Origin of the sequence: Solibacillus sp. FSL R7-0682, from assembly GCF_038005985.1 — a bacterium.
Taxonomy (GTDB): domain Bacteria; phylum Bacillota; class Bacilli; order Bacillales_A; family Planococcaceae; genus Solibacillus.
The window spans coordinates 1311454-1334181 of the sequence record NZ_JBBOUI010000001.1; the positions used below are offsets into that span (position 1 = coordinate 1311454).

Sequence of the window (22728 nt, forward strand, 5' to 3'; positions counted from 1 at the left end):
AATAAATTGTTGGGGGAGAGAATGACAATGTTTCAATCGATGGAACAATGCACAGATTTCATTTTTCGATTAAAAGCGAGTGAATATAAAGGTGAGCCATTACAATCAGCAAGAATTATATTATCCGCTTTAGGTAATCCTGAACGGAAGACGAAATTTATTCATTTTGCAGGGTCTAATGGCAAAGGGTCTACGCTCAATGCAACCCGTGAAATATTAATGGCTCATCATTTAAAAGTAGGAGCTTTTATTTCGCCACACTTAGAACGTCCAAATGAACGAATTACGATTAATAAATTACAAATTTCAGATAAAGATTTTTTGCGCATTATGAATGTTATTGCGGATGTAGTGAACAATCAATTAAAAGGGAAATTCCCGAGTTTCTTTGAAATTATGACATTAATTGCACTACAGTATTTTTCTGAGCAGAAGCTTGATTTGGCGCTACTTGAGACGGGGATTGGTGGGCGTCTTGATTCGACAAATGTCATTACACCAGAGGTTTCCGTAATTACAACTATTTCGTTAGAGCATACGGATATGCTTGGCACGACATATGCGCAAATTGCAGCAGAAAAAGCGGGAATTATTAAAACTGGAAAACCTGTCGTAATAGGCGTGAAAAATAGAGAAGCCTTAGCAGTTATTCAAGCAGTAGCGGAAGAAAAAAATGCAAAAAGTTATGTTTTAGATAAACAATTTTTTACACAAAAAACGGGGACTACTAGCTTCAGCTATTACGGAGATTTAACAATCGAGCAACTAGAGCTGGCAATGGTGGGACAACATCAAGTATCGAATGCGGCATTAGCAATTACTGCGTCTAAGTTATTTTTACATACTTTGAACATCCAGCATGTGAAAGAAGCGTTAAAACGTGCAAAGTGGGATGGTCGTTTTGAACGAGTTGGAGACAATATCATTTTAGACGGAGCACATAACTCTGAAGGAACGAGCGCTTTAATTGAAACGCTTCAACTTGTTGAACCGGATAAAAAATATAAATTTGTGTATGCGGCACTTCAAGATAAAGACCATGCTGTAAGCATTCAATTAATGGATAACGTGGCTTATCAAATGTATTTTACACAAATTGATTTGCCACGCGCGGCAAAGCCAAAGGATTTGTGTGAACAAAGTAAGCATGAGATAAAGAGCGCGCATGACAACTGGAAAAGGTTAATTGATAAGCAAATGAATGAATTATCGGAGGATGAATTATTAATTATCACGGGCTCATTGTATTTTATTGCAGAGGTGCGCGGAGAATTTATTAAAAAGGGACTGATTTGATGATTCCACGTTTAGAAGAATATAAAATGCGTTGGCATGTAGAAAGTGAGCGTGCGATTAAACCAGGTTTGGCTGCGATATTAGAGGCACTTGAAGCGTTGGGAAACCCTCAAAACACACTAAAAGTTGTCCATTTTGCCGGAACGAATGGGAAGGGTTCGACATTAACATTTGTCGAGCATTTAGCGCGCCAGCATGATCTTACAGTTGGGAAGTTTATGTCACCGTGTATTGTTGATGTGCACGATCAAATTCAAATCAATGGTAGACCGATTAAACCAAAGGAAATGGATGCAATATTTCAACAACTTGTAGCAGCTGGTTTAAGTGGCAAGTTAACGGATTTTGAATTATTAACGACAGCAGCTTTTATCCATTTTAAAGAACAGCAAGTAGATTTAGTTTGCCTAGAAGTTGGTATGGGAGGGCGCGAGGATAGTACGAATGTTGTAATACCAATCGTTTCAGTCATTCCGAGTATCGCATTAGAGCATACGAATTTTTTAGGGAATACACTTACATTAATTGCGCATCATAAAGGCGGAATCATAAAAGACAGTAAACCAACCGTTATTGGACATTTACCTGAGGAAGCACGTGAAGTAATTCAGCAAATAGCTAAGGAAAAAAATGCGCCTCTATATGAAATGGGAAAGCAATTTGATATAAAACAGCATGGAAACGGTGAAGAATACATAAATTCACATCGACAGTTGACTATTTCAGGTTTGCAGCGGCAAATGTTAGGTATTCACCAAGGACATAATATGGCGCTTGCTATTACAGCGTTTTTTGAAGTTGCGGATGCATTAAAAATTGAGGTAATAGAAGAAAAAGTGCACGTGGCAATACGAGAGGCACAATTGGCCGGTCGATTCGAAGAGGTTTTGCCAAATATTTACTTTGAAGGTGCGCATAATCCTGCGAGTATTCGGACATTAGTTCATACGGTTAAAAAACACTTTCCATCTAAAAATATTGAATTTGTAATGGGTATTTTAGCAGATAAAGATGTAGAGGAAATTCTGACGATATTAGAAGAAGTAAGTGATACTTTTTATTTTGTTAATATTGCAAATGATCGTGCTATGGAAGCAACAAAAATTTATCAATTAAGTCATGCAGGTAATAAGATTATTATAGACGATGTCGTGGCATTTTTACAGCAGCCTGTGGAAAATTGTATTCGAATTGTTACGGGCTCCCTTTATTTACTAAGCGAAATTCGTCGAAAATTAAATGCATAAAAGTTGTATACTGACAAAATATATCGAAATAACAAGAAAACTTTTAAAGGCGAGTCGACATCACTCTCGCCTTTTTTTATATTTTTTTTGGTAAAGTTTGCTATAAAAAGAGGTGAGTATATGCCAATAATTCGAACAGTAAGAAAAAGCTCAGTTGCACAAGCGATGTTTTTTGGAGGATTAACTGGTTTAGTAGGCGTTATTGTATTTATTTTTATTCTACAGTTACCTTCCAATGAACAACAAGAGGATGAGCTCGCTTCGACCACACAAGTATCAAGTGAACAAGAAGTAGTATCACAGTCTTTTTTTGCTTTGCAGCATGGTGTTTTTTCAAACTTTGATAGTGCTGCTCAGTTTTTAGCGTCATATCCAACCCTGAATAAATCCACTATCTTTGAGGTGGATGATCAGTATTATATTTGGTCACAACTTGATCAAGAAAAAGTAGAAGGCGCAACGTTAACAACCCCTAGTTCTTTTTATAAAAAAATGACATTATCAAGCAGTTGCCCTACTACTAGTGAGCTTCAACTTCCCAATCTACTTATGGATGAAAAGTGGCTTTCTGTTGAAACGTTGACAGACGCACAACAGGCGAATGTGCCAAAGGATTGGGGGACAAATCTTGCAGAAGTTCAAAAGTTAACGAATCAGGTTAATGTTATTCGGCTGCATATGTTAATGAATTATTATGAGCAATTAGATTGTTTGAAAGTGACGTTTTGATAGCAAAACGTCGTTAAATATTTTTTTTTGAGTTTGTTTAACTAATGCAAAGTTTTTCAAATTTCCAATTGTCGTTTACTATAGTAAATAGGAGGATTGGAAATGAATTTTACTACGAATGAACAAATTATTTTAGCTTCAGCATCACCGCGAAGAAAGGAATTGCTCGGAATGCTTCGCGTACCGTTTTCAATACAAACGAGCGATGTTGAAGAAACAAGTGTACAAGCTAGTACGGTGCAACAATATGTAAAAGAGGTTGCATTATTAAAGGCGCGTGATGTCGCCAAAAAATGCGTCGGAAAACTTATTATTGGTGCCGATACAATTGTTGTTTTTAATAATCAAATTTTACACAAGCCGAAATCCCCTGAGGAGGCTGTACAACACTTATCCCAGTTGAGTGGAAATCGACATGAAGTAATGACTGCTGTCGCGATTATTCAACCGGATGGGGTAGAAACAACATTTGTCGAAGTTACAAACGTTGTATTTAAAGAAGTTTCCCCTAAAATGATAGAAGCATATGTGCAAACAGGAGATCCGTTTGATAAAGCAGGAGGATATGGAATCCAAACTAGTGGAGCTTTACTAGTAGATCGAATTGAAGGAGATTACAACAATGTAGTTGGTTTACCAATAGCAACTTTAGTACAAAAATTGCTTACTTTACACCTACTAAAATTAACTTTTTAGGAGTGATGTAATTGTCTACCCACCCGTTAATGAATATAAAAATACATGATGTTCATACGTTAGATCGCCCTCGTGAAAGATTGATTCGTCAAGGAGCAAAAAGCCTTTCTAATCAAGAGTTAATTGCGATTTTATTAGGCACTGGCACGAAGCAGGAGTCCGTATTAACTGTTGCCAATCGTGTTTTACTTACTTTTGAGAAGTTACACAATTTAAAGCATGCAACTTTAGAGGAAATGAAGGATATTAAAGGGATTGGAGAAGTGAAGGCGGTTTTACTTTTAGCGTCAATTGAGCTAGGTCGTCGTTTAGCGTCAAAAGAGTTAGAAGAGCGCTTTACTATTCGTTCCCCTGAGGATGCAGCATCTTTTTTAATGCAGGATATGACATCACTCACTCAGGAGCATTTTGTTTGTTTATTTCTTAATGTAAAGAATCAAGTACTACATAAACAGACGATTTTTGTTGGTAGTTTAAACGCTAGTATCGTACACCCAAGAGAAATTTTCCGCGAAGCTGTAAAACGTTCTGCGGCTGCCATTATTTGTTCGCATAACCATCCGAGTGGCGTGCCAACTCCAAGTCCAGAAGATATTGAAGTAACAAATCGACTGCATGAAGCAGGTAAAATAGTCGGAGTGGATTTGCTTGATCATGTCATCATCGGGGATCATCAATTTATCAGTATGAAAGAAAAAGGGTATTTTTGATTATTTTAGACTCTCTTGTAATCCATTGTTACAAGAGGGTCTTTTTGTTTGATAATAAAAATATAAATATCTTTTTCAACAGGCATGCATAATTTAGCAGTTTCGTCGATACAATCGTAAAGAAATTATTATTTTTGTAATATAACTGTACGGATATAAAGAGATTAATTGTTATGGAACTTTTGTATGTTATATTCGTCATGTGTATGTGGTTATTTTGTTAAATCTTACATATTAATTTTAATTGTTTCAAAATGAAAATAGAAATACAATAGAAAAGTGGCGTTATGCAAAAAAACATTCGACAAAAGTCGGGATTCAGTGCTTGTGACACTATAATTTTTTGACGCAATTCGTTATAATAGAGCGTATGATTTTAGCAATATCATAAAAGATAGAATGGCTATTTAAGAAAGGGAGTACTAAATTTGTTTGGATTAGGGAATAAGGATGTCGGGATTGATCTTGGCACAGCGAATACATTAGTGTTTGTTAAAGGAAAAGGAATCGTACTACGTGAACCTTCAGTAGTAGCGAAAAATACGAAATCAGGCGACATTGTTGCAGTAGGTAACGATGCGAAAAATATGATTGGTCGTACACCAGGATCAATCGTTGCTATTCGTCCAATGAAAGATGGTGTAATTGCAGACTTTGAAATTACGACTGCAATGATTCAATACTATTTAAAAGAAGCTATGAAAGCATCAGGTTCTAATTGGAAGAAACCTAACGTTATGATCTGTGTGCCATACGGCATTACATCTGTAGAGCAACGTGCAGTTATTGATGCATCTCGTCAAGCTGGTGCAAAAGAAGCGTTTACTATTGAAGAACCATTTGCTGCGGCAATTGGTGCTAGTTTACCAGTTTGGGAGCCAACAGGTTCAATGGTAGTTGATATCGGTGGCGGTACAACGGAAGTAGCGGTTATTTCACTTGGTGGTATTGTAACAAGTGAATCTGTACGTGTTGGCGGTGATGCTATGGATCACGCAATTATTGCATATATTCGCAAATCTTATAACTTAACAATCGGTGAACGTACTGCGGAATCGATTAAAGTTGAAATCGGTACAGCACGTGCTGAAGGACCAGCTGAAACGATGGAAATTCGCGGCCGTGATTTAGTAACAGGCTTACCTAAAACAATTGAAATTACTTCTGATGAGATTTCAAAATCTTTACATGAAGCAATTATTTCAATTGTAGATGGCGTTAAGAAAACATTAGAACAAACACCACCAGAATTATCAGCTGACGTTATGGAGCGCGGTATTGTATTAACAGGTGGTGGCGCATTACTACGCAATTTAGATAAAGTAATTAGTGATGAAACAAAAATGCCAGTATTTATTGCAGAAAATCCATTAGATTGTGTTGCAATTGGTACAGGTAAAGCATTAGACAATATTGATTTAATTCGTTCACAACAACTGAAGTAAGGAGGACTTGCGGTGCCACATTTTACAAATAAAAAATTAATCTTGCTGTTAGTTAGCGTAATTTTCCTTGTGGCATTGATTGGTTTCTCCCTACGTGATCGTCATAACGCAACATTACCTGAGCAAATTATTAAAGATACTGTTGGCTTTGCGCAATCTATTTTTGCAAAGCCAACAAACTACATAACAAGTATTTTTAGCAATATTGATTCGCTGTTAAATACGTATGAAGAAAATCAACGCTTAAAAATGCGCTTAGAGGATTTTGCGGTATTGCAAGCAGAGGTAAGTACTTTAAAAGCTGAAAATACTTCATTACGTGAACTAACATCGATGGAGGGAAGTTTGCGTGATTTCAACCCGATTCAGGCGACGGTCATTGCGAGAAACCCTGATCAATGGGAAGAAAAAATTATTTTAAACAAAGGTACAGCAGACGGTGTTGAGAAAAATATGGCCGTCATGACTACACGGGGACTTATCGGTAAAATCGTAATTGCTACGCCGTATACATCTGAAGTGGAACTTCTTTATACAAATAATGAAAATTATCGTGTTTCAGCTATTGTAATCAATGAAAAAAATAAAGAAATTCACGGTTTAATAGAAGGTTATGATGCAGAGCGCAACGAATTACTATTAAAGCGAATCGACTCAAAAGTAGAATTAAAAGTAGGCGAGAAAGTTCTTTCATCAGGTCTTGGAGGGATTTTCCCGAAAGGTATTTTAATTGGCGAAGTAACGGAAGTAACGACAGATGACTTCGGTTTAACGAAAATGGCCTATGTAAAGCCAGGAGCGGACTTCTCTATGCTAGAAAATGTTATCATTGCAAAGCGTAAAACGATTGCAATTGATGGTTCTGATGGTAACGCAACAAATGAAGATTTAACGAATGGACCTGCCCCTAAGGAAGATGAGGAGGAAGAATAATGCTCACTCGAATTCTAATTCCGTTAGTTGCAGTGCTATTATTTTTGCTTGAATCCGAATTTGCGATGTTTTCACCAATCACGTGGAACGATCAAACGTTTATTTTAGTTCCTCGGTTTTTAATTTTATATTTAATCTTTTTAGCCATTTATTATAATCGTAAAAAAGCGATGATTTATGGCTTAATTTTTGGGTTATGTTTCGATGTATTTTATATTAATATCATTGGGTTATATACATTTTTATACCCAGCAGTTTGTTTTATTGCAGCGTGGTGTGTAAAACGTATTCACCCCCATCTACTATTCTCTACAGTTTTAGCAATCTTATTAATAAGTTTGCTAGAATTTGCGTTATATGAATTTTTCTATATGATACAGTTTACTACAATGGCATTAAAGCCGTTCATACTTAATCGACTTTTGCCGACAATTTTGGCTAATTCTTTATTTTTAATGATGCTCGGGTGGGTATTTAAATATTTAATAAGTGCCCGCGTACTTCAACGTGCTCAGCAGCATTCTTAATAATGTAGCGTGAGGTGACTTGTAAGCTATGAAAAAACAACTAGTCCATATAAAAGGGACGAAGGATGGATTGGTACTTCGACTAGACGATCAATGTTCTTATACAGATTTAATTGAAGAACTTGGAAAAAAAGTTACAGAAGGTCATCTTGATGGTAAAATAGATGTACAATTGCATCTGGGGAAACGTTATTGCACACCAGAACAAAAAAAGCAATTAACAAAGCTAGTAGAACAACAGCCTAATTTACGAGTAAAAAAGGTTTATAGTGATGTACTTACAGTGGATGAAAGTAAACAACAGCTAGAGGAAAATCGTTGTGATACTTTTGTTGGTATTGTTCGTTCTGGACAAGTTCTTCGTGCAACTGGGGATATTCTTATTTTAGGTGATGTCAATCCGAATGGGCGAATTGAAGCGGGAGGTAGTATTCATATTGCTGGTAAGCTAAAAGGCATTGTCCATGCAGGCGTTAACGGTAATGATGAAGCAATCATTACCGCTTCTCATTTTGAACCGACACATGTTTTAATTGCGAATCATGTGGAGGTCATGACAAATGAAACACAGTTTTTGATGCAAAAAACGGATCAATTATTTGCCTATATCGGTGAAGATAATGCAATTTGTTATGACAGAATACAAGAAGTAAGAAATATCCGACCGAATTTATCAACATTTAAGGAGGGAGCTAAATGAGTGAAGAAGAATTATTATTCGCTAAGAATATTGATGAAGCAATAGCTCAAGATGCTACCTTACATAAGGAAGGGGCCGCTAATGTGGGAGAGGCAATCGTTATAACTTCAGGAAAAGGTGGAGTCGGTAAAACAACTACGACTGCTAACCTAGGGACTGCATTGGCACTTCAAGGGAAGAAGGTTTGTTTAGTCGATACAGATATCGGACTGCGCAATTTAGATGTTATTTTAGGTTTAGAAAATCGCATCATCTATGATTTAGTTGATGTTATTGAAGGGCGTTGTAAAACACATCAAGCACTTGTTAAAGATAAACGTGTCGATGATCGTTTATATTTACTCCCAGCCGCACAAAATACAGATAAAAATGCCGTAACACCGGATCAAATGAAAGTTTTAGTTGATGAATTAAAACGCGAATTTGATTATGTATTAATTGATTGTCCAGCGGGTATTGAGCAAGGATACCGTAATGCGGTAGCTGGAGCAGACCAAGCCATTGTTGTAACGACACCTGAAATATCAGCTGTACGTGACGCAGACCGAATCATCGGTCTTTTAGAACAAGAACCAATTGCAGCGCCAAAGTTAATCATTAACCGTATCCGTAAAAATCTAATGTCAAATGGTGATGCTATGGATATTACGGAAGTAACAACGCATTTATCAATCGATTTATTAGGAATTATTGTAGATAGTGATGATGTTATTAGCTCTTCGAACAAAGGGGAGCCAATTGTAATGAATCCAAATAATAAGGCATCATTAGGCTACCGAAACATTGCACGCCGTATTTTAGGGGATTCCGTCCCTTTAATGACATTAGAGGACGACCAACCTAAAGGGATGTTTGCAAAATTAAAATCAATCTTTAAATAGTAAATGTAGGAAGTTGTCGAATTAGTTGGCAACTTCTTTTTGAATTTAATTCAGGTGTTACACATATTCTATAGAAAAAGATAGGATGGTGAGCTTGAAAAAATGGCAATGGCTCATCGCGAGTGTATTGTTATTGACGATTTTTCTTTGTAACACGTATGGGAATTTAGTTGTCAAAAGAAGTGTGAATAAAATTGTTTATAGCTCTGAAGATTTATTGTTTATGCGCTCTGTCATTATGGATATTGGCTTTCGAAATGAGCAGCAAGTACCTGTTTCAGCAGATCCCTCAATAGAACAATTATTAACGTATCAGTCAATTGAGCGATATAATGAGGGGTTTTTATTGTCCTATGAGCAACCAATCGTTTTAACGGCATTGTATGATGGATTGATTGTATTTACAGGTCATACGAGGTACAACGGGAAAACGATCTCAATTTTATATGGAAATGGGATTACTGTCACATTTGGTTATGTTGATCAGTTTGACGTGTTACCATATTCGGCTGTCTCAAAAGGTACTTTGATTGCAACGAAAGAAGCAGGGAAATTATATATTCAAATTGAAGAAAATGGAGTATTTTTAGACATAAAACAAACAACTCAGTGGCTGAAAGAACTTCACCAATGAAACTAGTCATTCATCCGTTATTTCTTATACTTTTATTTTTCATTATTTTATACGGCAATATCGCACTATATAGTGTCATTATTATTTCGCTATTATTTCATGAATTCGGTCACTATGTGGCAGCTAAGCTTGTCGGTGCTAAAATTGAACGTTGTGTCATTGTGCCTTATGGTGGGGAAATGAAAATAAAAAACGAGTTGGCACTCTCTTATAATCAGCTGACAATCATTGCATTAGGAGGGCCAATCGCTTCAGCAATTGGAATGTTTGTAGCTTTGTATCTTCCTGATAATTTTACCGAACCCTTTTTTTATATGAATTTTCTATTGCTTGCAATTAATCTCATCCCGATTTGGCCATTAGATGGCGGAAGATTGCTTTGTTATCGCCTACTAATGGCCAATCCGAGAATAAAAGTTTATGAAATGTATTTGTCCGTATCTTTTTATTTACTTACAATGATAATTATCGTACTATTATGTTTACTGCCTCGATCTCTTTCCTTAGCTGTGTTAAGTCTATTTTTATGGAGCAAAGTAATAGGAGAATGGAGAGTTCGAAAATACCGTTCTGCATTCGAAAAACTTGTAATGAACAGGTTGACTTGAATGGTATGGTGTGGTAGTATTTTAATGTTATTGTTTGTAGCACCCGTGCTACTACAACCGCGCTGAACAGGTTTTAAGTACCGTTTTGGTCACCTGCAATTCCGGGCGAGTCTGAGTCTAAGAGGAGGTGCATTTTAATGTACGCAATTATCGAAACTGGTGGTAAACAAATCAAAGTTGAAGCAGGTCAAGAAATCTATGTTGAAAAACTAGGTGTAGCTGCTGACGAAATCGTTACTTTTGACAAAGTTTTATTCGTAGGTGGAGAAACAGTTAAAGTTGGTGCTCCAACAGTTGCTGGCGCTACTGTAACAGCTAAAGTTGTTAAAGAAGGTAAGCAAAAGAAAATTACTGTTTTCAAACTGAAAGCGAAGAAAAACTACCGTCGTAAACAAGGTCACCGTCAACCATACACTAAATTAGTAGTTGAAGCTATCAACGCTTAATAAGTGAGGTGATAGAGAGTGATCACTGTTACAATTTACAGCGATGAAAATCGTAAATCGTATGGATTTGAAATATCTGGTCATGCATTGTCTGATGTATATGGTCGTGATTTAGTATGTGCAGGTGCTTCTGCTGTTGCCTTTGGTGCAGTAAATGCCATTCCACATGTTACTGGAATTACACCTGAAATTGAACAAGGTGCAGAAGGTGGATACTTAAAAGTAACTATTCCTGAGAAACCAGATGCTGAAACAGACGAAAAATTACAAGTACTTTTGAACACAATGGTGACGCAGTTTTATACAATGACTGCTAGCTATTCAGAGTATATCGAATTGAAATACAAAATGGTCTAGGAGGTGGAACATTATGTTATTATTAACGTTAGATCTTCAATTCTTCGCATCTAAGAAGGGTGTAGGTTCTACTAAGAACGGTCGTGACTCTGAGTCTAAGCGTTTAGGTGCTAAACGTGCTGATGGTCAATTCGTTACTGGTGGTTCAATTCTTTACCGTCAACGCGGTACAAAAATTTACCCAGGTACAAACGTAGGTCGCGGTGGTGACGATACTTTATTCGCTAAAGTCGATGGCGTTGTTAAATTCGAACGCATGGGTCGCGATAAGAAAAAAGTGTCTGTATACCCTACAGCTCAAGAAGCATAATTATTGCAATTAAAGGACTGCATTTATTGCAGTCCTTTTTTAAATGAATAATTGAAATTTTCCTATAGTATTATCTATGTCGTTTGGGCAGGGAATTAAGGGAAAAATGTTGAAATACTTGTTATACTAATGATGAAACTGTAAATCGGAGTGAGTAAAATGACCGTTTCTAACTTAACTGTAAGTGAAGCTTTACGTTATGCAAACCATGATTTTTTAAATCATCTTCATTTAATTCAAATGAATTTAGATTTACAACGAGTAGATGACGCAAAAAAAGTAATTGAACAACTATCTGAACATTGTAAAATGCTTTCTAACGTTAATCAACTTAAGTTACCACAAACGGTAGAATGGCTTCAAACGGTGAATTGGAGATACCCCGCTTTACAGATGCAAATGACGAGTGATGTACTGGCATCAGTCAATGCTAAGTACGATGGAGCTATTGTTCAATACTTGGAAAACACAATTATTCATGTATATGATGTGCTTGATCCTTATGAGGAGCAGCAATTACAATTGGACATTGAAGCAAACGGTAAAGATTGTCAGATTACTTTTCATTTAAAAGGAAAATGGCAACAATCGTGCTTTTTAACAGAACAGAATATATTCAATGTGGAAACACTAGAAGAAACGAATACTTCGTGGAAATATGTTATTCACATTTATGAGGAGTGAAAGAAATGTTTGTCGATCACGTAAAGATTTACGTTAAAGCCGGAGATGGCGGAGATGGGATGGTTGCCTTCCGTCGTGAAAAATATGTACCAAATGGTGGTCCAGCAGGCGGTGACGGTGGACACGGTGGTAACGTCGTATTTGAAGTTGAAGAAGGATTACGTACATTAATGGACTTCCGTTATAAACGTCACTTTAAGGCGGAACGCGGAGAGCATGGTATGAGTAAAGGAATGCACGGTCGTAAGTCACAGGATTTAATCGTAAAAGTGCCACCTGGTACAGTCGTGATTAATGCAGAAACAAAGGCTGTAATTGCAGACTTAGTTGAGCATGGTCAAAAAGCGGTTGTTGCAAAAGCTGGACGTGGTGGGCGCGGAAATTGCCGCTTTGCTACACCAGCGAACCCAGCACCAGAGCTTGCAGAAAAAGGAGAGCCTGGCCAAGAAATAGATGTAATTTTAGAATTAAAAGTATTAGCAGATGTAGGTTTAGTAGGATTCCCATCAGTTGGTAAATCTACATTGTTATCGGTTGTTTCGTCGGCAAAACCAAAAATTGGTGCGTATCACTTTACAACGATCGTACCGAATTTAGGAATGGTCGAAACAGATGATGGTCGTTCATTTGCAATGGCTGACCTACCAGGATTAATCGAAGGAGCACACCAAGGAGTGGGTCTTGGTATGCAATTCCTACGTCATATCGAACGTACACGTGTTATCGTACACGTAATTGATATGTCAGGTATGGAAGGTCGCGAGCCATATGATGATTATGTAACGATTAACAATGAATTAGAGCAATACAATTTACGCTTACTAGAACGTCCGCAAATTGTTGTGGCAAACAAAATGGACATGCCAGATGCAGAAGAAAACTTAATTGAGTTCAAAAAGAAAGTAGGAGAAGATGTGAAAATCTTCCCGATTTCAGCTGTATCTCGTCAAGGCTTAAAACCATTATTATTTGAAATTGCAGACTTATTAGAAGTAACACCAGAATTTTTACTTCACGAAATTACAGAAGAAGAATCAGATGCGGTAGTACTTTACAAGCATGAAAGTAAAGGTGTCGATTTTGAAATTTCACGTGATGATGACGGTTCATTTGTACTTTCTGGATATACAATTGAACGTCTATTTAAAATGACAGACTTTAGCCGTGAAGACGGTATTCGTCGCTTCGCACGTCAATTACGTGCAATGGGCGTTGATGAAGAATTACGTAAACGTGGTGCACAAAATGGCGACACGGTTCGTTTAATGGAATTTGAATTTGACTTTGTTGATTAAGGGTTAGGGGGATCATAATGAAAAACGTTGCCAATCAGCGATATTACTTAGTGCGTGAAGATGTCCTAACGGATGCCATGCAAAAAACTTTAGAAGCAAAGCAGCTGCTACAGAATGGAACAGTCGCTTCCATTTGGGATGCTGTAAAAGAGGTTGATTTGTCTCGGAGCGCCTTTTATAAATATCGTGATGCCGTTTTTCCGTTCCACTCTATCGTGCAAGAAAGAATATTAACGGTTTTTATTCAATTACAAGATCGGAAAGGTACACTTGCGAGACTTCTTGAAACAGTTTCCGATGCCCATTGTAATGTATTAACAATCCATCAAACAATTCCTATTCAAGGTCGTGCAAATGTGACATTATCACTTGATGTAACGAGCATGACTTATGATTTAGATGAGCTCATTCGAAGCTTAAATCAGCTAGACTTTGTCGAATCAGCTGAAGTAATAAGCTCGGGTGCCTTATAATAGAAAAAACAATGGCTGTCTCAAAGCATATAAGAAAAATAAGCTATGGGACAGCCCTTTCTTATTGTTGAATTCACTGAAAATTTAGAACGGAAGATTGGAGGACAAAAAAATGTCTGAAAACAAATGGGAGAAAAGAATAGCATATTTAGGACCTGAAGCTTCTTTTACATATTTAGCAACGAAGGGGTTATTTCCTAATGACTGGCATATCCCATATACATCTATTCCTGAATGTATTGAAGCGGTATCAGAAGGAAAAGTGGAACTAGCCGTTGTGCCAATAGAGAATGCATTAGAAGGTTCTGTACCATTAACTGTAGATTATTTATATCATGAGGCAAATCTGTTTGTAACAGCTGAGGTCATGTCAAAAATACAACAGCATTTACTTGTGAATAAAAAATTTGCCAATGATTTAGAAGGGCTTGAAGAAATTTATTCACACCCACATGCATTGGCACAATGTCATAAATATTTATTTTACAATCATGGTCGGGTAAAACAAACACCTTTTGCTTCTACAGCTGCAGCTGCAGAGCTCGTTTCTAAAACTGAGGATCGTTTTATTGCGGCAATTGCCAATGAATCAGCTGCTCAAAAATACGGCTTACATATTGCTCAGCACAATGTTCATGACTTTCATTTTAATCATACACGATTCTTTGTGTTATCGAAGCAAAATATTCGCCACGGTCTTGTGCCATTACAAGCACAGCCTAAAACAACATTCATGCTAACATTACCGACGGATGTTTCAGGTGCCCTTCACCAAGTATTATCGGTTTTTGCATGGCGAAAGCTAAATTTAAGTAAAATTGAATCACGCCCACTTAAAACAGGATTAGGGAATTATTTCTTTATAATTGATATACTAGCTGATGAAGAGGACGCGATGATGAAGGGTGCTGTTGAAGAGCTAAAATCTCTAGGGTGTGAATTAAAATCCCTTGGCACGTACTTTACATACGTCACTCCAGAGTGAGGTGAAGAGCATGCGTCGTATTGTACTATTTGATGGGGAATGTAATTTATGTGATGCAAGTGTACAGTTTATTTTAAAGCGCGACCCTAGTGGTATGTTTCATTTTACATCATTACAAAGTGAAATAGGGCAATCGTTATTATTGGAATACAATATTCCCGCAACAACGAATAGCTTTTTGCTACTGGAAGGGGAACATTATTTCACTGAATCGACTGCGGCATTAAAAGTAGCACGAAATCTTTCAGGGTTTTGGAAACTATTTTATTTTGGCATTGTTATACCGAAGCCACTACGAGATGTTGTGTATAAATGGATTGCAAAAAATCGCTATAAATGGTTTGGTAAAAAGCAAGAGTGTATGTTGCCAACTCCAGAACAAAAAGGTCGATTTCTAATTGATAAAAAATAATATTCGATACTTAAGGCTCTCAAGTAAACATAAGAGAGCCTTATTTTTTAAATTTTCTTAGCCATCGTTACCGTTTTAATAGCTGCTCCATTTGGTTTAATAACATCATATTCGTGAATAATTTGATAATCAATGGATGTATATAAATAGAGGTTACGCGGAACGTTATATCTTACGTTGCATTGTACTTCATTTAGCCCCTGTTGCTTTGCAAAATCCTCCAGTTTAGTTATGAGCTGTTTCGCGTAGCCTTTTCCTTGTTCAGCAGGTAACACGGAGAGGCGATAAAAATAAAGCAGATGCGCTTTTAATAAGAAGCGAACGGTAGCAACAGGCTTCCCTTCAACGATGGCCGTTAAAATTTTTGTGCCATTTTGTAATTCCTCATTAATTTGTTCTACTGACTCATCTAATGCGCTGGAGGGGGTTGGGTCAGTCGCGTATTCTGCAAATGCTTTTAACTGAATGGATAAATTAGTTTCAACATCTTCGTTTAGAATAATGTTCAATATAGCCAATCCTTTCACTTTTGTATAAATATAAAATAAATTGAATAAATAGTCAAATGAATGTTTGAAAGAACTATATAATAGAATAGGAAAAGGGACTGCAATTAATTGCGTCCCTTTCAAGCTCTAATTTTCAATTAAAATACCATGTTCACGTAATTTTGCCTCTGCTAAATCTAAACTTTCCTCTGTTAACGCACTAATTACGTGCAAATGTGTCCCATCTGTTAATGCAGAAAGATATTGAGCTTTCGTTTCAGCAACCCGTTTGATGAAATGCTCGACCTCTAAACGGTTTGAAACCATAATTGAAGCGGTTATTTCACCATATACTGGATGTTCAACAATCACACTTTCAACAGTTACACCACAATCTACTAAAATGAATAATTCTTCCTTGGCCTGTTCGGATGAATGCATACAAACAATTTTTCGTTCATGTTTTGTTTGCTGTATATTGTGCATATAAATATAACCTTGACTCGTTGCAACGATTGGTTCATTTCGTGCCTTTAATAAATTCATATCATTGACAATCACCTGTCGAGATACGTTCGTATGCTTTGCCAAGTCTGTGCCTGTCATAGGCTGCTTTGCATTTTTTAAAATGGAGAGTAGCTCGTTGCGTCGCTCTTCACCAAGTAACTTCTTCATAATTTCCACCTCAATTGACAAACATCGTGCTCTTAGTTTACCACAAGTTGCTATGCTTGATGGAAAGTTTGTGGCAACGTGGTAACTTACGCATATGCTATTACGAGAAAAGGAGGAAGAATGTGCGCGTTCATATTGTTCAAAAGGGAGATACATTATGGAAAATTGCCAAGCAATATGCCGTTGGATTTGAAGAGTTAAAACGTTTAAATGCCCATTTAGCAAACCCGGATTACATTGTACCGGGGATGGAAATTTATTTACCAGAAATGGTTGTGAAAAAGGAAAAAGAAGTTGTGCAACAACAAGTTGTAAAGGAACATATAAAGGAACAAGTAAAAGAACAAGTAAAGCCTATAAAAGAAGTTGCACCAGCGCCGAAGCCAATACCAGCACCGATGCCGGTTCCAGTCCCACAAAAACCATTATGGCAAGGGGATATTTATTTTCAACCGCCCCCACAGCCAATGTCATTACCATTCCAGCAAACGCATGTACATTTTCAGCCGACAATTGAACAAACAATGTCAATGCCTATACCACAGCCAGTCGTTATGCCACAAATGATGCCTCAGCAACCAATTATTATACAGCAGCCAGCACCACAGCCAGCACCACAGCCAGAAGTTAAGCCGCAACCACAGCCGGTACCGCAACAACCAATTTATATTGAACAGCCTGTACATTGGCACCCTCCGATGCCACAAATGCATCATATGCCAACTTGCCACAAGTGTGGACATGGAATGAAAATGCCAGAACCGCCTCGAGTTTTACCAATTCGCCAAGAGGAATCATCAGCTATGCCAATGTGTGGATGTAAAGATAGAGAACATCAAGTACGTAATTATTATGAGGAAATACAACAAATGATGTGTATGCCAAATCCTTGTTGTTCACCGCATATGATGCCATATCCAATGCACATGATGCCACAAATGCAACCAGTACCTCATCCGATGCACATGATGCCGCAAATGATGCCGCAAATGATGCCACAAATGGATCCACAAATGATGCCACAGATGATGCCTCAAATGGATCCGCAAATGATGCCACAAATGATGCCACAAATGATGCCACAAATGGATCCACAGATGATGCCACAAATGAATCCAATGCCACATCCACAGAAGCCATGTCACTAGTAATAAAGGAAAATTGTTGGCAGTGGGATTCGCCAAAGGGCTCATTTTTCATGAAGTATTATGAGGATGCCTTTCTTGCACAAAAAGTGAAATTGATTCATCATCAACTTGAAAAAATAAAGTTTCCTTATCATGTACCTGTAGAAAGAAATGAGGATGCGCATATTATCAAACAGCGCTGGTATGAAGGAAGAAGTGCAAATTATCGTCAGCCAGATGATCGAAAGTTGACGTTACATGTACTACAAACATTGCATCAAACGGGTAAGGAAATTGACTGGACAGAACTGAATTTACTCCCTTATTATGGGTTGAAAGAAAAGTGGAACCGTCGATTCGAACGATTTATTGAGCATGAATCGGCATTAACAGAATTGCTGGAAGATAATTATAAAAAAATCGTTAAACAGGCTGAAAAGGCATTAACTTATATTGAAGCGACAAAATACGTACCCGAACGACAAACATTACTTCATGGCGATGTCGTACACCATAATTTTATGATTGGTGACGAGGGGATAAAGCTTGTTGATTTTGATTTAGCTGCATTAGGTCAAAAAACAGATGAAATCATATTATGGTTACACCGTGTTTTACCGAACGTCAACTACAATTTAACGGATTTGATGAATGAGCACCCTACTTTACAAGAAGTGAGGCATAAGCTCCATTATTTACTTTATCCAAACGAAGTGATGCGAGAAGCATTGTACTATTTAAAATTATCACCAAGACAGCAGCAAGCTTGTTATCCTTTTATACAATCTGTAGTGAGTGAATGTATATTCTATGAAAAAAAATTAAAACGTGCCATTGAAGCATTACAATAGTGAATTTTTAGCTAGTTTAAAAGGCAATCAGTATCCCTTCATGATGTGATATGGTAGAATAATTTAGACTGTCTCAATAGAGGCAGTCTTTCTTCATGTAAAATGCAACATACGTTCGGTGATCGCTCTGTGATGTGCTATAATAGATGCAGAAATGTGAGGGATGAACGATGTATGATTATTTAAAAGGACAAGTAACACGTGTTACACCAGAATATATTGTTTTAGAGCAGCAAGGGATTGGTTGGTTGCTATATACGCCTAATCCTTATGCATTTAGACAATCTGCATTAGAGCAGCAAATTTTTGTTTCGATGCAAGTTCGCGAAGATGCACAAAATTTATATGGCTTTCATAGTTTGGAGCAACGTGAATTATTTAAAAAACTGATTCAAGTATCAGGAATCGGTCCAAAGGGTGCTTTAGCGATATTAGCAAGTGGTAACCCTACGTCCGTTATACAAGCGATTGAAATGGAAGATGAAGCTTTTTTAGTACGTTTCCCTGGTGTTGGTAAAAAAACTGCACGCCAAATGATTTTAGATTTAAAGGGCAAGCTAGGTATGTTACTAGATACAGTCGAACTCCCTAGTAACGAGGATGAATTGCCGTTATTTGGTGTAAATCCGAATAAGCATGAGCTTGAGGAAGCGTTACTTGCTTTAGTAGCGCTTGGCTACTCAGAAAAAGAGCTTGATAAAATTAAACCGCAGCTCGATGAAGATGACTCTTTATCAACAACAGATGGCTATATTAAACAAGCACTTAAATTATTATTAAAAATGAAATAAAAGGGAGTGAAAATCATGTTAGACCGCGTACTTTCAGGAGAAGCTTCAGAAGCAGAAGAGCAATTAGAACTTTCCTTACGACCACAAAGACTTATGCAATACATAGGCCAACATAAAGTAAAGGAAAATTTAAAAATATTTATTGAAGCGGCAAAACTTCGTCAGGAAAGTCTAGATCATGTTCTCCTTTATGGTCCACCAGGTTTAGGGAAAACGACATTAGCGATTGTTATTGCGAATGAGATGGACGTTAACGTCAAAATGACAAGTGGGCCAGCAATTGAGCGTCCCGGCGATTTAGCTGCGATATTAAGCTCTCTTGAAGCGGGCGATGTCCTATTTATTGATGAAATCCATCGCCTGCCACGTGCGATTGAAGAAGTTTTATATTCTGCAATGGAAGATTTTTGTTTAGATATTGTCGTTGGAAAAGGACCAGAAGCCCGGTCGATTCGCTTAGAGTTACCGCCATTTACACTTGTTGGTGCAACGACTCGAGCAGGTGCTTTATCTGCCCCGTTACGGGATCGATTTGGTGTCCTTGCGCGATTAGAATATTATGACGAAGAGGCATTAGCGGAAATTGTTATTCGTTCAGGAACGTTATTTGGAGTCGAGCTAAATGAACAGGCAGCAGGTGAAATTGCACGTCGTTCGCGCGGGACACCACGTATCGCCAATCGGTTATTAAGGCGTGTACGCGATTATGCGCAAGTATTAGCAAATGGTATTGTTTCACCAGATCTTGCGAAACAAGCATTAGAGCTTTTACAAGTAGATCCTCGAGGGCTTGATCATATAGACCATAAGCTTATGCAATCATTAATTGAACGCTTTGGTGGAGGTCCGGTTGGTTTAGATGCACTCGCTGCTTCAATTGGTGAAGAACGTATTACGATTGAAGATGTGTACGAGCCATATTTATTACAAATCGGTTTTATTCAGCGAACACCACGCGGACGTATGGCAACGGATCTTTGCTATACACATTTTGGCTATCCGCCAGCACAAAAAGAATAGAAGGAAGTTTTAGACGTGAGAGTAGAAGATTTTGATTTTCATTTACCAGAAGAATTAATTGCACAAACACCTTTACTTGACCGAACTGCGAGTCGTTTAATGGTTGTTAATCCAAATTCATTAGAAGTTGAGCATCATACATTTGGGCATATTTTAGATGAGTTACATGCAGGGGATTGCCTTGTATTAAATGATACGCGTGTATTACCAGCTCGTCTAATGGGTGTTAAGCCTGATACGGGTGCAAATATTGAGTTGTTATTATTAAAACAAACAAATGAAGATGAATGGGAAACACTTGTAAAACCTGCGAAGCGTGTGAAAGTAGGGACAGTTGTAACATTCGGTGACGGCTTACTAACAGCCACATGTACCGGCGAATTAGATCACGGTGGTCGTACGTTTAAATTTGAATACGACGGAATTTTTTATGAAATTTTGGATAAACTTGGTGAAATGCCACTTCCTCCATATATACGTGAAAAATTAGATGATCAAGATCGTTATCAAACAGTTTATGCAAAAGAGCGCGGTTCTGCAGCGGCCCCAACGGCAGGGCTTCACTTTACAGAAACGTTGCTTGAAGCAATTCGTGCTAAAGGCGTTGAAATTGTCTTTGTAACGCTTCACGTTGGCCTAGGTACTTTCCGTCCAGTAAGCGTTGATTCAATTGAGGAACATGATATGCATTCAGAATTTTATAGTGTATCTGAAGAAGCTGCGGAAACAATTCAACGTGTTAAAGATGCCGGTGGTAAAGTTATATCCGTTGGAACAACATCAACACGTACGCTGGAAACAGTTGCATCAAAAAATGATGGCAAAATTGTCACAGCACAAGGTTGGACAAACATATTCATCTATCCGGGCTATGAGTATAAAGCAATTGATGGACTGATTACAAACTTCCATTTACCGAAGTCTACATTAGTTATGCTAGTCAGTGCTTTAGCTTCGAAAGAATCAATTTTAAACGCTTACGAAAAAGCAGTTGAAGAAAAATACCGCTTCTTCAGCTTCGGTGATGCGATGTTCATTCGTCCGAAGAAGTAGTTTGCAATTACACTAAAATCTATATACAATTGTTATTTGTGTAACACCTACTATTTTTAGTAGGTGTTTTAATTCGATGTACTGTTTTTACATTAGAAATGAGAGGGAAAATAGAAATGACAGAAATGACACAACAACCACCAATTCGTTACGAATTAATTAAAACTTGTGCCCAAACAGGAGCGCGTTTAGGAATCGTTCATACGCCACACGGTTCATTTGAAACGCCAACATTTATGCCAGTTGGAACACAGGCTACTGTAAAAGCGATGAGTCCAGAGGAACTAAAAGAAATGAATGCGGGTATTATCCTATCAAACACGTATCATTTATGGTTACGTCCAGGTAATGAAATCGTCAAAAAAGCAGGTGGCTTACACAAGTTCATGAACTGGGATCGTCCCATTTTAACCGATTCAGGTGGCTTCCAAGTATTCTCGTTAAGTAAATTCCGCAAAATTGAAGAGGAAGGCGTTCACTTCCGTAATCATTTAAACGGTGACAAATTATTTTTATCTCCAGAAAAAGCAATGGAAATTCAAAATGACTTAGGATCAGATATTATGATGGCCTTCGATGAGTGTCCACCATATCCTGCGACATATGAGTACATGCTAGCATCAGTAAATCGTACAACACGATGGGCGAAACGTTGTAAAGAAGCGCATCAGCGTTCTGATGAACAAGGTCTATTCGGTATTATTCAAGGTGGCGAATATGAGGAATTGCGTAGACGTTCAGCAGAGGCACTAGTAGAACTAGATTTCCCAGGCTATGCAATTGGTGGTTTATCTGTTGGTGAACCGAAAGATGTCATGAATAAAGTATTAGACTTTACAGCGCCGTTAATGCCAGCAAATAAGCCACGTTATTTAATGGGTGTTGGTTCTCCAGATTCACTTATTGATGGGGCGATGCGCGGAATTGATATGTTTGACTGCGTATTACCGACACGTATTGCGCGAAACGGTACGTTAATGACATCTGAAGGCCGTATGGTCATTAAAAATGCGAAGTATGCTGAAGACTTCCGCCCTATTGATGATAACTGTGATTGCTACACTTGTAAAAACTATACACGCGCATATGTACGTCATTTATTACGTACAGAGGAGACATTCGGCCTCCGCCTAACTTCTTACCATAACTTACGCTTCTTAATTAAATTAATGGAAGATGTACGTCAAGCAATTCGTGAAGATCGTTTAGGTGATTTTAAAGAAGAATTCTTTGAAAAGTACGGCTATAATAAGCCAAATGCAAAAAATTTCTAATAATATGTCGAGATTTAAATATTCTTTGATTTTTTTTGAATTAATAGAGTTTTTTAGCGCAAAATCTAGCAAATCTGTACT

28 protein-coding genes and 1 other annotated feature are annotated in these 22728 nt (G+C 37.5%); of the genes, 26 read left to right on the forward strand and 2 right to left on the reverse strand.

Annotation, left to right across the window (positions count from 1 at the left end):
* Positions 1–27: 27 nt before the first annotated feature.
* The 20 genes from MKZ17_RS06555 to MKZ17_RS06650 all read left to right on the forward strand — a co-directional run bounded on the left by MKZ17_RS06555 (position 28) and on the right by MKZ17_RS06650 (position 15368).
* Positions 28–1296, forward strand: coding sequence for a bifunctional folylpolyglutamate synthase/dihydrofolate synthase (locus MKZ17_RS06555; protein WP_445326941.1), 1269 nt, complete (start codon positions 28–30; stop codon positions 1294–1296).
* Complete coding sequence (locus tag MKZ17_RS06560; protein ID WP_340722954.1) at positions 1296–2543, forward strand: bifunctional folylpolyglutamate synthase/dihydrofolate synthase; 1248 nt, start codon at positions 1296–1298, stop codon at positions 2541–2543. The genes MKZ17_RS06555 and MKZ17_RS06560 overlap by 1 nt, the downstream gene beginning before the upstream one ends.
* 120 nt (positions 2544–2663) lie before the next feature.
* Complete coding sequence (locus tag MKZ17_RS06565; RefSeq protein WP_340722955.1) at positions 2664–3272, forward strand: translation initiation factor 2; 609 nt, start codon at positions 2664–2666, stop codon at positions 3270–3272.
* Between the two features lie 102 nt (positions 3273–3374).
* Positions 3375–3968, forward strand: coding sequence for a Maf family protein (locus MKZ17_RS06570; RefSeq protein ID WP_340722956.1), 594 nt, complete (start codon positions 3375–3377; stop codon positions 3966–3968).
* A 29-nt stretch (positions 3969–3997) separates the two neighbouring features.
* A complete protein-coding gene (gene radC / locus MKZ17_RS06575; RefSeq protein ID WP_340725509.1) occupies positions 3998–4678 on the forward strand; it encodes a RadC family protein in 681 nt (226 codons plus the stop codon).
* 428 nt (positions 4679–5106) lie between these two features.
* Positions 5107–6123 carry a rod shape-determining protein gene (locus MKZ17_RS06580; protein ID WP_340722957.1) on the forward strand — a complete coding sequence of 339 codons (1017 nt, stop codon included), beginning with the start codon at positions 5107–5109 and terminating at the stop codon, positions 6121–6123.
* A 12-nt stretch (positions 6124–6135) separates the two neighbouring features.
* The gene (gene mreC, locus MKZ17_RS06585) at positions 6136–7056 is read left to right on the forward strand and encodes a rod shape-determining protein MreC (RefSeq protein ID WP_340722958.1); all 921 of its coding nucleotides are present in this window, start codon (positions 6136–6138) and stop codon (positions 7054–7056) included.
* The gene (gene mreD / locus MKZ17_RS06590; RefSeq protein ID WP_340722959.1) at positions 7056–7583 is read left to right on the forward strand and encodes a rod shape-determining protein MreD; all 528 of its coding nucleotides are present in this window, start codon (positions 7056–7058) and stop codon (positions 7581–7583) included. The genes mreC and mreD overlap by 1 nt, the downstream gene beginning before the upstream one ends.
* A gap of 28 nt (positions 7584–7611) precedes the next feature.
* Positions 7612–8283 (forward strand): septum site-determining protein MinC, encoded by a 672-nt coding sequence (locus tag MKZ17_RS06595; protein ID WP_340722960.1) that lies wholly within the window; start codon positions 7612–7614, stop codon positions 8281–8283.
* An 83-nt stretch (positions 8284–8366) separates the two neighbouring features.
* On the forward strand, positions 8367–9164 hold the full coding sequence (gene minD, locus MKZ17_RS06600; RefSeq protein ID WP_340725510.1) for a septum site-determining protein MinD: 798 nt from the start codon (positions 8367–8369) through the stop codon (positions 9162–9164).
* A gap of 94 nt (positions 9165–9258) precedes the next feature.
* Complete coding sequence (locus MKZ17_RS06605) at positions 9259–9798, forward strand: M23 family metallopeptidase (protein WP_340722961.1); 540 nt, start codon at positions 9259–9261, stop codon at positions 9796–9798.
* Positions 9795–10406: a metalloprotease gene (locus MKZ17_RS06610; RefSeq protein WP_340722962.1), complete on the forward strand. Its 612-nt coding sequence runs from the start codon at positions 9795–9797 to the stop codon at positions 10404–10406. The genes MKZ17_RS06605 and MKZ17_RS06610 overlap by 4 nt, the downstream gene beginning before the upstream one ends.
* Positions 10407–10451: 45 nt before the next feature.
* Positions 10452–10529: a sequence feature (ribosomal protein L21 leader region), on the forward strand.
* 14 nt (positions 10530–10543) lie between these two features.
* The gene (gene rplU, locus MKZ17_RS06615; protein ID WP_008405205.1) at positions 10544–10852 is read left to right on the forward strand and encodes a 50S ribosomal protein L21; all 309 of its coding nucleotides are present in this window, start codon (positions 10544–10546) and stop codon (positions 10850–10852) included.
* Positions 10853–10870: 18 nt separating this feature from the next.
* The gene (locus MKZ17_RS06620) at positions 10871–11209 is read left to right on the forward strand and encodes a ribosomal-processing cysteine protease Prp (protein ID WP_340722963.1); all 339 of its coding nucleotides are present in this window, start codon (positions 10871–10873) and stop codon (positions 11207–11209) included.
* Between the two features lie 13 nt (positions 11210–11222).
* Positions 11223–11519, forward strand: coding sequence for a 50S ribosomal protein L27 (gene rpmA / locus MKZ17_RS06625; RefSeq protein WP_340722964.1), 297 nt, complete (start codon positions 11223–11225; stop codon positions 11517–11519).
* A gap of 159 nt (positions 11520–11678) precedes the next feature.
* Positions 11679–12203 (forward strand): Spo0B domain-containing protein, encoded by a 525-nt coding sequence (locus tag MKZ17_RS06630; protein ID WP_340722965.1) that lies wholly within the window; start codon positions 11679–11681, stop codon positions 12201–12203.
* 5 nt (positions 12204–12208) lie between these two features.
* Positions 12209–13498: a GTPase ObgE gene (obgE, locus tag MKZ17_RS06635; RefSeq protein WP_340722966.1), complete on the forward strand. Its 1290-nt coding sequence runs from the start codon at positions 12209–12211 to the stop codon at positions 13496–13498.
* A 17-nt stretch (positions 13499–13515) separates the two neighbouring features.
* Complete coding sequence (locus MKZ17_RS06640) at positions 13516–13971, forward strand: ACT domain-containing protein (RefSeq protein ID WP_340722967.1); 456 nt, start codon at positions 13516–13518, stop codon at positions 13969–13971.
* Between the two features lie 112 nt (positions 13972–14083).
* Entirely contained in the window at positions 14084–14956 is an 873-nt protein-coding gene (gene pheA / locus MKZ17_RS06645) for a prephenate dehydratase (RefSeq protein ID WP_340722968.1), read from the forward strand.
* Between the two features lie 10 nt (positions 14957–14966).
* The gene (locus MKZ17_RS06650; RefSeq protein WP_340722969.1) at positions 14967–15368 is read left to right on the forward strand and encodes a thiol-disulfide oxidoreductase DCC family protein; all 402 of its coding nucleotides are present in this window, start codon (positions 14967–14969) and stop codon (positions 15366–15368) included.
* A gap of 47 nt (positions 15369–15415) precedes the next feature.
* Here MKZ17_RS06650 and MKZ17_RS06655 read toward each other — a convergent pair whose 3' ends face one another.
* Both MKZ17_RS06655 and MKZ17_RS06660 read right to left on the reverse strand, forming a co-directional pair.
* Positions 15416–15877: a GNAT family N-acetyltransferase gene (locus tag MKZ17_RS06655; protein ID WP_340722970.1), complete on the reverse strand. Its 462-nt coding sequence runs from the start codon at positions 15875–15877 to the stop codon at positions 15416–15418.
* 126 nt (positions 15878–16003) lie between these two features.
* Complete coding sequence (locus MKZ17_RS06660) at positions 16004–16531, reverse strand: transcription repressor NadR (RefSeq protein WP_340722971.1); 528 nt, start codon at positions 16529–16531, stop codon at positions 16004–16006.
* 122 nt (positions 16532–16653) lie between these two features.
* Here MKZ17_RS06660 and MKZ17_RS06665 point away from each other — a divergent pair, with 122 nt between their 5' ends.
* The 6 genes from MKZ17_RS06665 to tgt all read left to right on the forward strand — a co-directional run bounded on the left by MKZ17_RS06665 (position 16654) and on the right by tgt (position 22647).
* Entirely contained in the window at positions 16654–17679 is a 1026-nt protein-coding gene (locus MKZ17_RS06665; protein ID WP_340722972.1) for a LysM peptidoglycan-binding domain-containing protein, read from the forward strand.
* A gap of 50 nt (positions 17680–17729) precedes the next feature.
* A complete protein-coding gene (locus MKZ17_RS06670) occupies positions 17730–18509 on the forward strand; it encodes a phosphotransferase (RefSeq protein WP_340722973.1) in 780 nt (259 codons plus the stop codon).
* A gap of 170 nt (positions 18510–18679) precedes the next feature.
* Positions 18680–19300 (forward strand): Holliday junction branch migration protein RuvA, encoded by a 621-nt coding sequence (gene ruvA, locus MKZ17_RS06675; RefSeq protein ID WP_340722974.1) that lies wholly within the window; start codon positions 18680–18682, stop codon positions 19298–19300.
* A 15-nt stretch (positions 19301–19315) separates the two neighbouring features.
* Positions 19316–20320 carry a Holliday junction branch migration DNA helicase RuvB gene (ruvB, locus tag MKZ17_RS06680; RefSeq protein WP_340722975.1) on the forward strand — a complete coding sequence of 335 codons (1005 nt, stop codon included), beginning with the start codon at positions 19316–19318 and terminating at the stop codon, positions 20318–20320.
* A gap of 15 nt (positions 20321–20335) precedes the next feature.
* Positions 20336–21373 (forward strand): tRNA preQ1(34) S-adenosylmethionine ribosyltransferase-isomerase QueA, encoded by a 1038-nt coding sequence (gene queA, locus MKZ17_RS06685; protein ID WP_340722976.1) that lies wholly within the window; start codon positions 20336–20338, stop codon positions 21371–21373.
* Positions 21374–21498: 125 nt separating this feature from the next.
* Positions 21499–22647: a tRNA guanosine(34) transglycosylase Tgt gene (tgt, locus tag MKZ17_RS06690; protein ID WP_340725511.1), complete on the forward strand. Its 1149-nt coding sequence runs from the start codon at positions 21499–21501 to the stop codon at positions 22645–22647.
* The last annotated feature ends 81 nt before the right edge of the window (positions 22648–22728 follow it).

Coding starts and splice junctions, on each gene's coding strand:
- rplU (WP_008405205.1), top strand. CDS start 10,544: ATGTACGCAATTATCGAAACTGGTGGTAAACAAATCAAAGTTGAAGCA.
- ruvA (WP_340722974.1), top strand. CDS start 18,680: ATGTATGATTATTTAAAAGGACAAGTAACACGTGTTACACCAGAATAT.
- MKZ17_RS06610 (WP_340722962.1), top strand. CDS start 9,795: ATGAAACTAGTCATTCATCCGTTATTTCTTATACTTTTATTTTTCATT.
- rpmA (WP_340722964.1), top strand. CDS start 11,223: ATGTTATTATTAACGTTAGATCTTCAATTCTTCGCATCTAAGAAGGGT.
- MKZ17_RS06595 (WP_340722960.1), top strand. CDS start 7,612: ATGAAAAAACAACTAGTCCATATAAAAGGGACGAAGGATGGATTGGTA.
- MKZ17_RS06630 (WP_340722965.1), top strand. CDS start 11,679: ATGACCGTTTCTAACTTAACTGTAAGTGAAGCTTTACGTTATGCAAAC.
- MKZ17_RS06565 (WP_340722955.1), top strand. CDS start 2,664: ATGCCAATAATTCGAACAGTAAGAAAAAGCTCAGTTGCACAAGCGATG.
- ruvB (WP_340722975.1), top strand. CDS start 19,316: ATGTTAGACCGCGTACTTTCAGGAGAAGCTTCAGAAGCAGAAGAGCAA.
- tgt (WP_340725511.1), top strand. CDS start 21,499: ATGACACAACAACCACCAATTCGTTACGAATTAATTAAAACTTGTGCC.
- pheA (WP_340722968.1), top strand. CDS start 14,084: ATGTCTGAAAACAAATGGGAGAAAAGAATAGCATATTTAGGACCTGAA.
- MKZ17_RS06660 (WP_340722971.1), bottom strand. CDS start 16,531: ATGAAGAAGTTACTTGGTGAAGAGCGACGCAACGAGCTACTCTCCATT.
- MKZ17_RS06650 (WP_340722969.1), top strand. CDS start 14,967: ATGCGTCGTATTGTACTATTTGATGGGGAATGTAATTTATGTGATGCA.
- MKZ17_RS06670 (WP_340722973.1), top strand. CDS start 17,730: ATGAAGTATTATGAGGATGCCTTTCTTGCACAAAAAGTGAAATTGATT.
- MKZ17_RS06640 (WP_340722967.1), top strand. CDS start 13,516: ATGAAAAACGTTGCCAATCAGCGATATTACTTAGTGCGTGAAGATGTC.
- MKZ17_RS06560 (WP_340722954.1), top strand. CDS start 1,296: ATGATTCCACGTTTAGAAGAATATAAAATGCGTTGGCATGTAGAAAGT.
- radC (WP_340725509.1), top strand. CDS start 3,998: ATGAATATAAAAATACATGATGTTCATACGTTAGATCGCCCTCGTGAA.
- mreD (WP_340722959.1), top strand. CDS start 7,056: ATGCTCACTCGAATTCTAATTCCGTTAGTTGCAGTGCTATTATTTTTG.
- MKZ17_RS06570 (WP_340722956.1), top strand. CDS start 3,375: ATGAATTTTACTACGAATGAACAAATTATTTTAGCTTCAGCATCACCG.
- MKZ17_RS06555 (WP_445326941.1), top strand. CDS start 28: ATGTTTCAATCGATGGAACAATGCACAGATTTCATTTTTCGATTAAAA.
- obgE (WP_340722966.1), top strand. CDS start 12,209: ATGTTTGTCGATCACGTAAAGATTTACGTTAAAGCCGGAGATGGCGGA.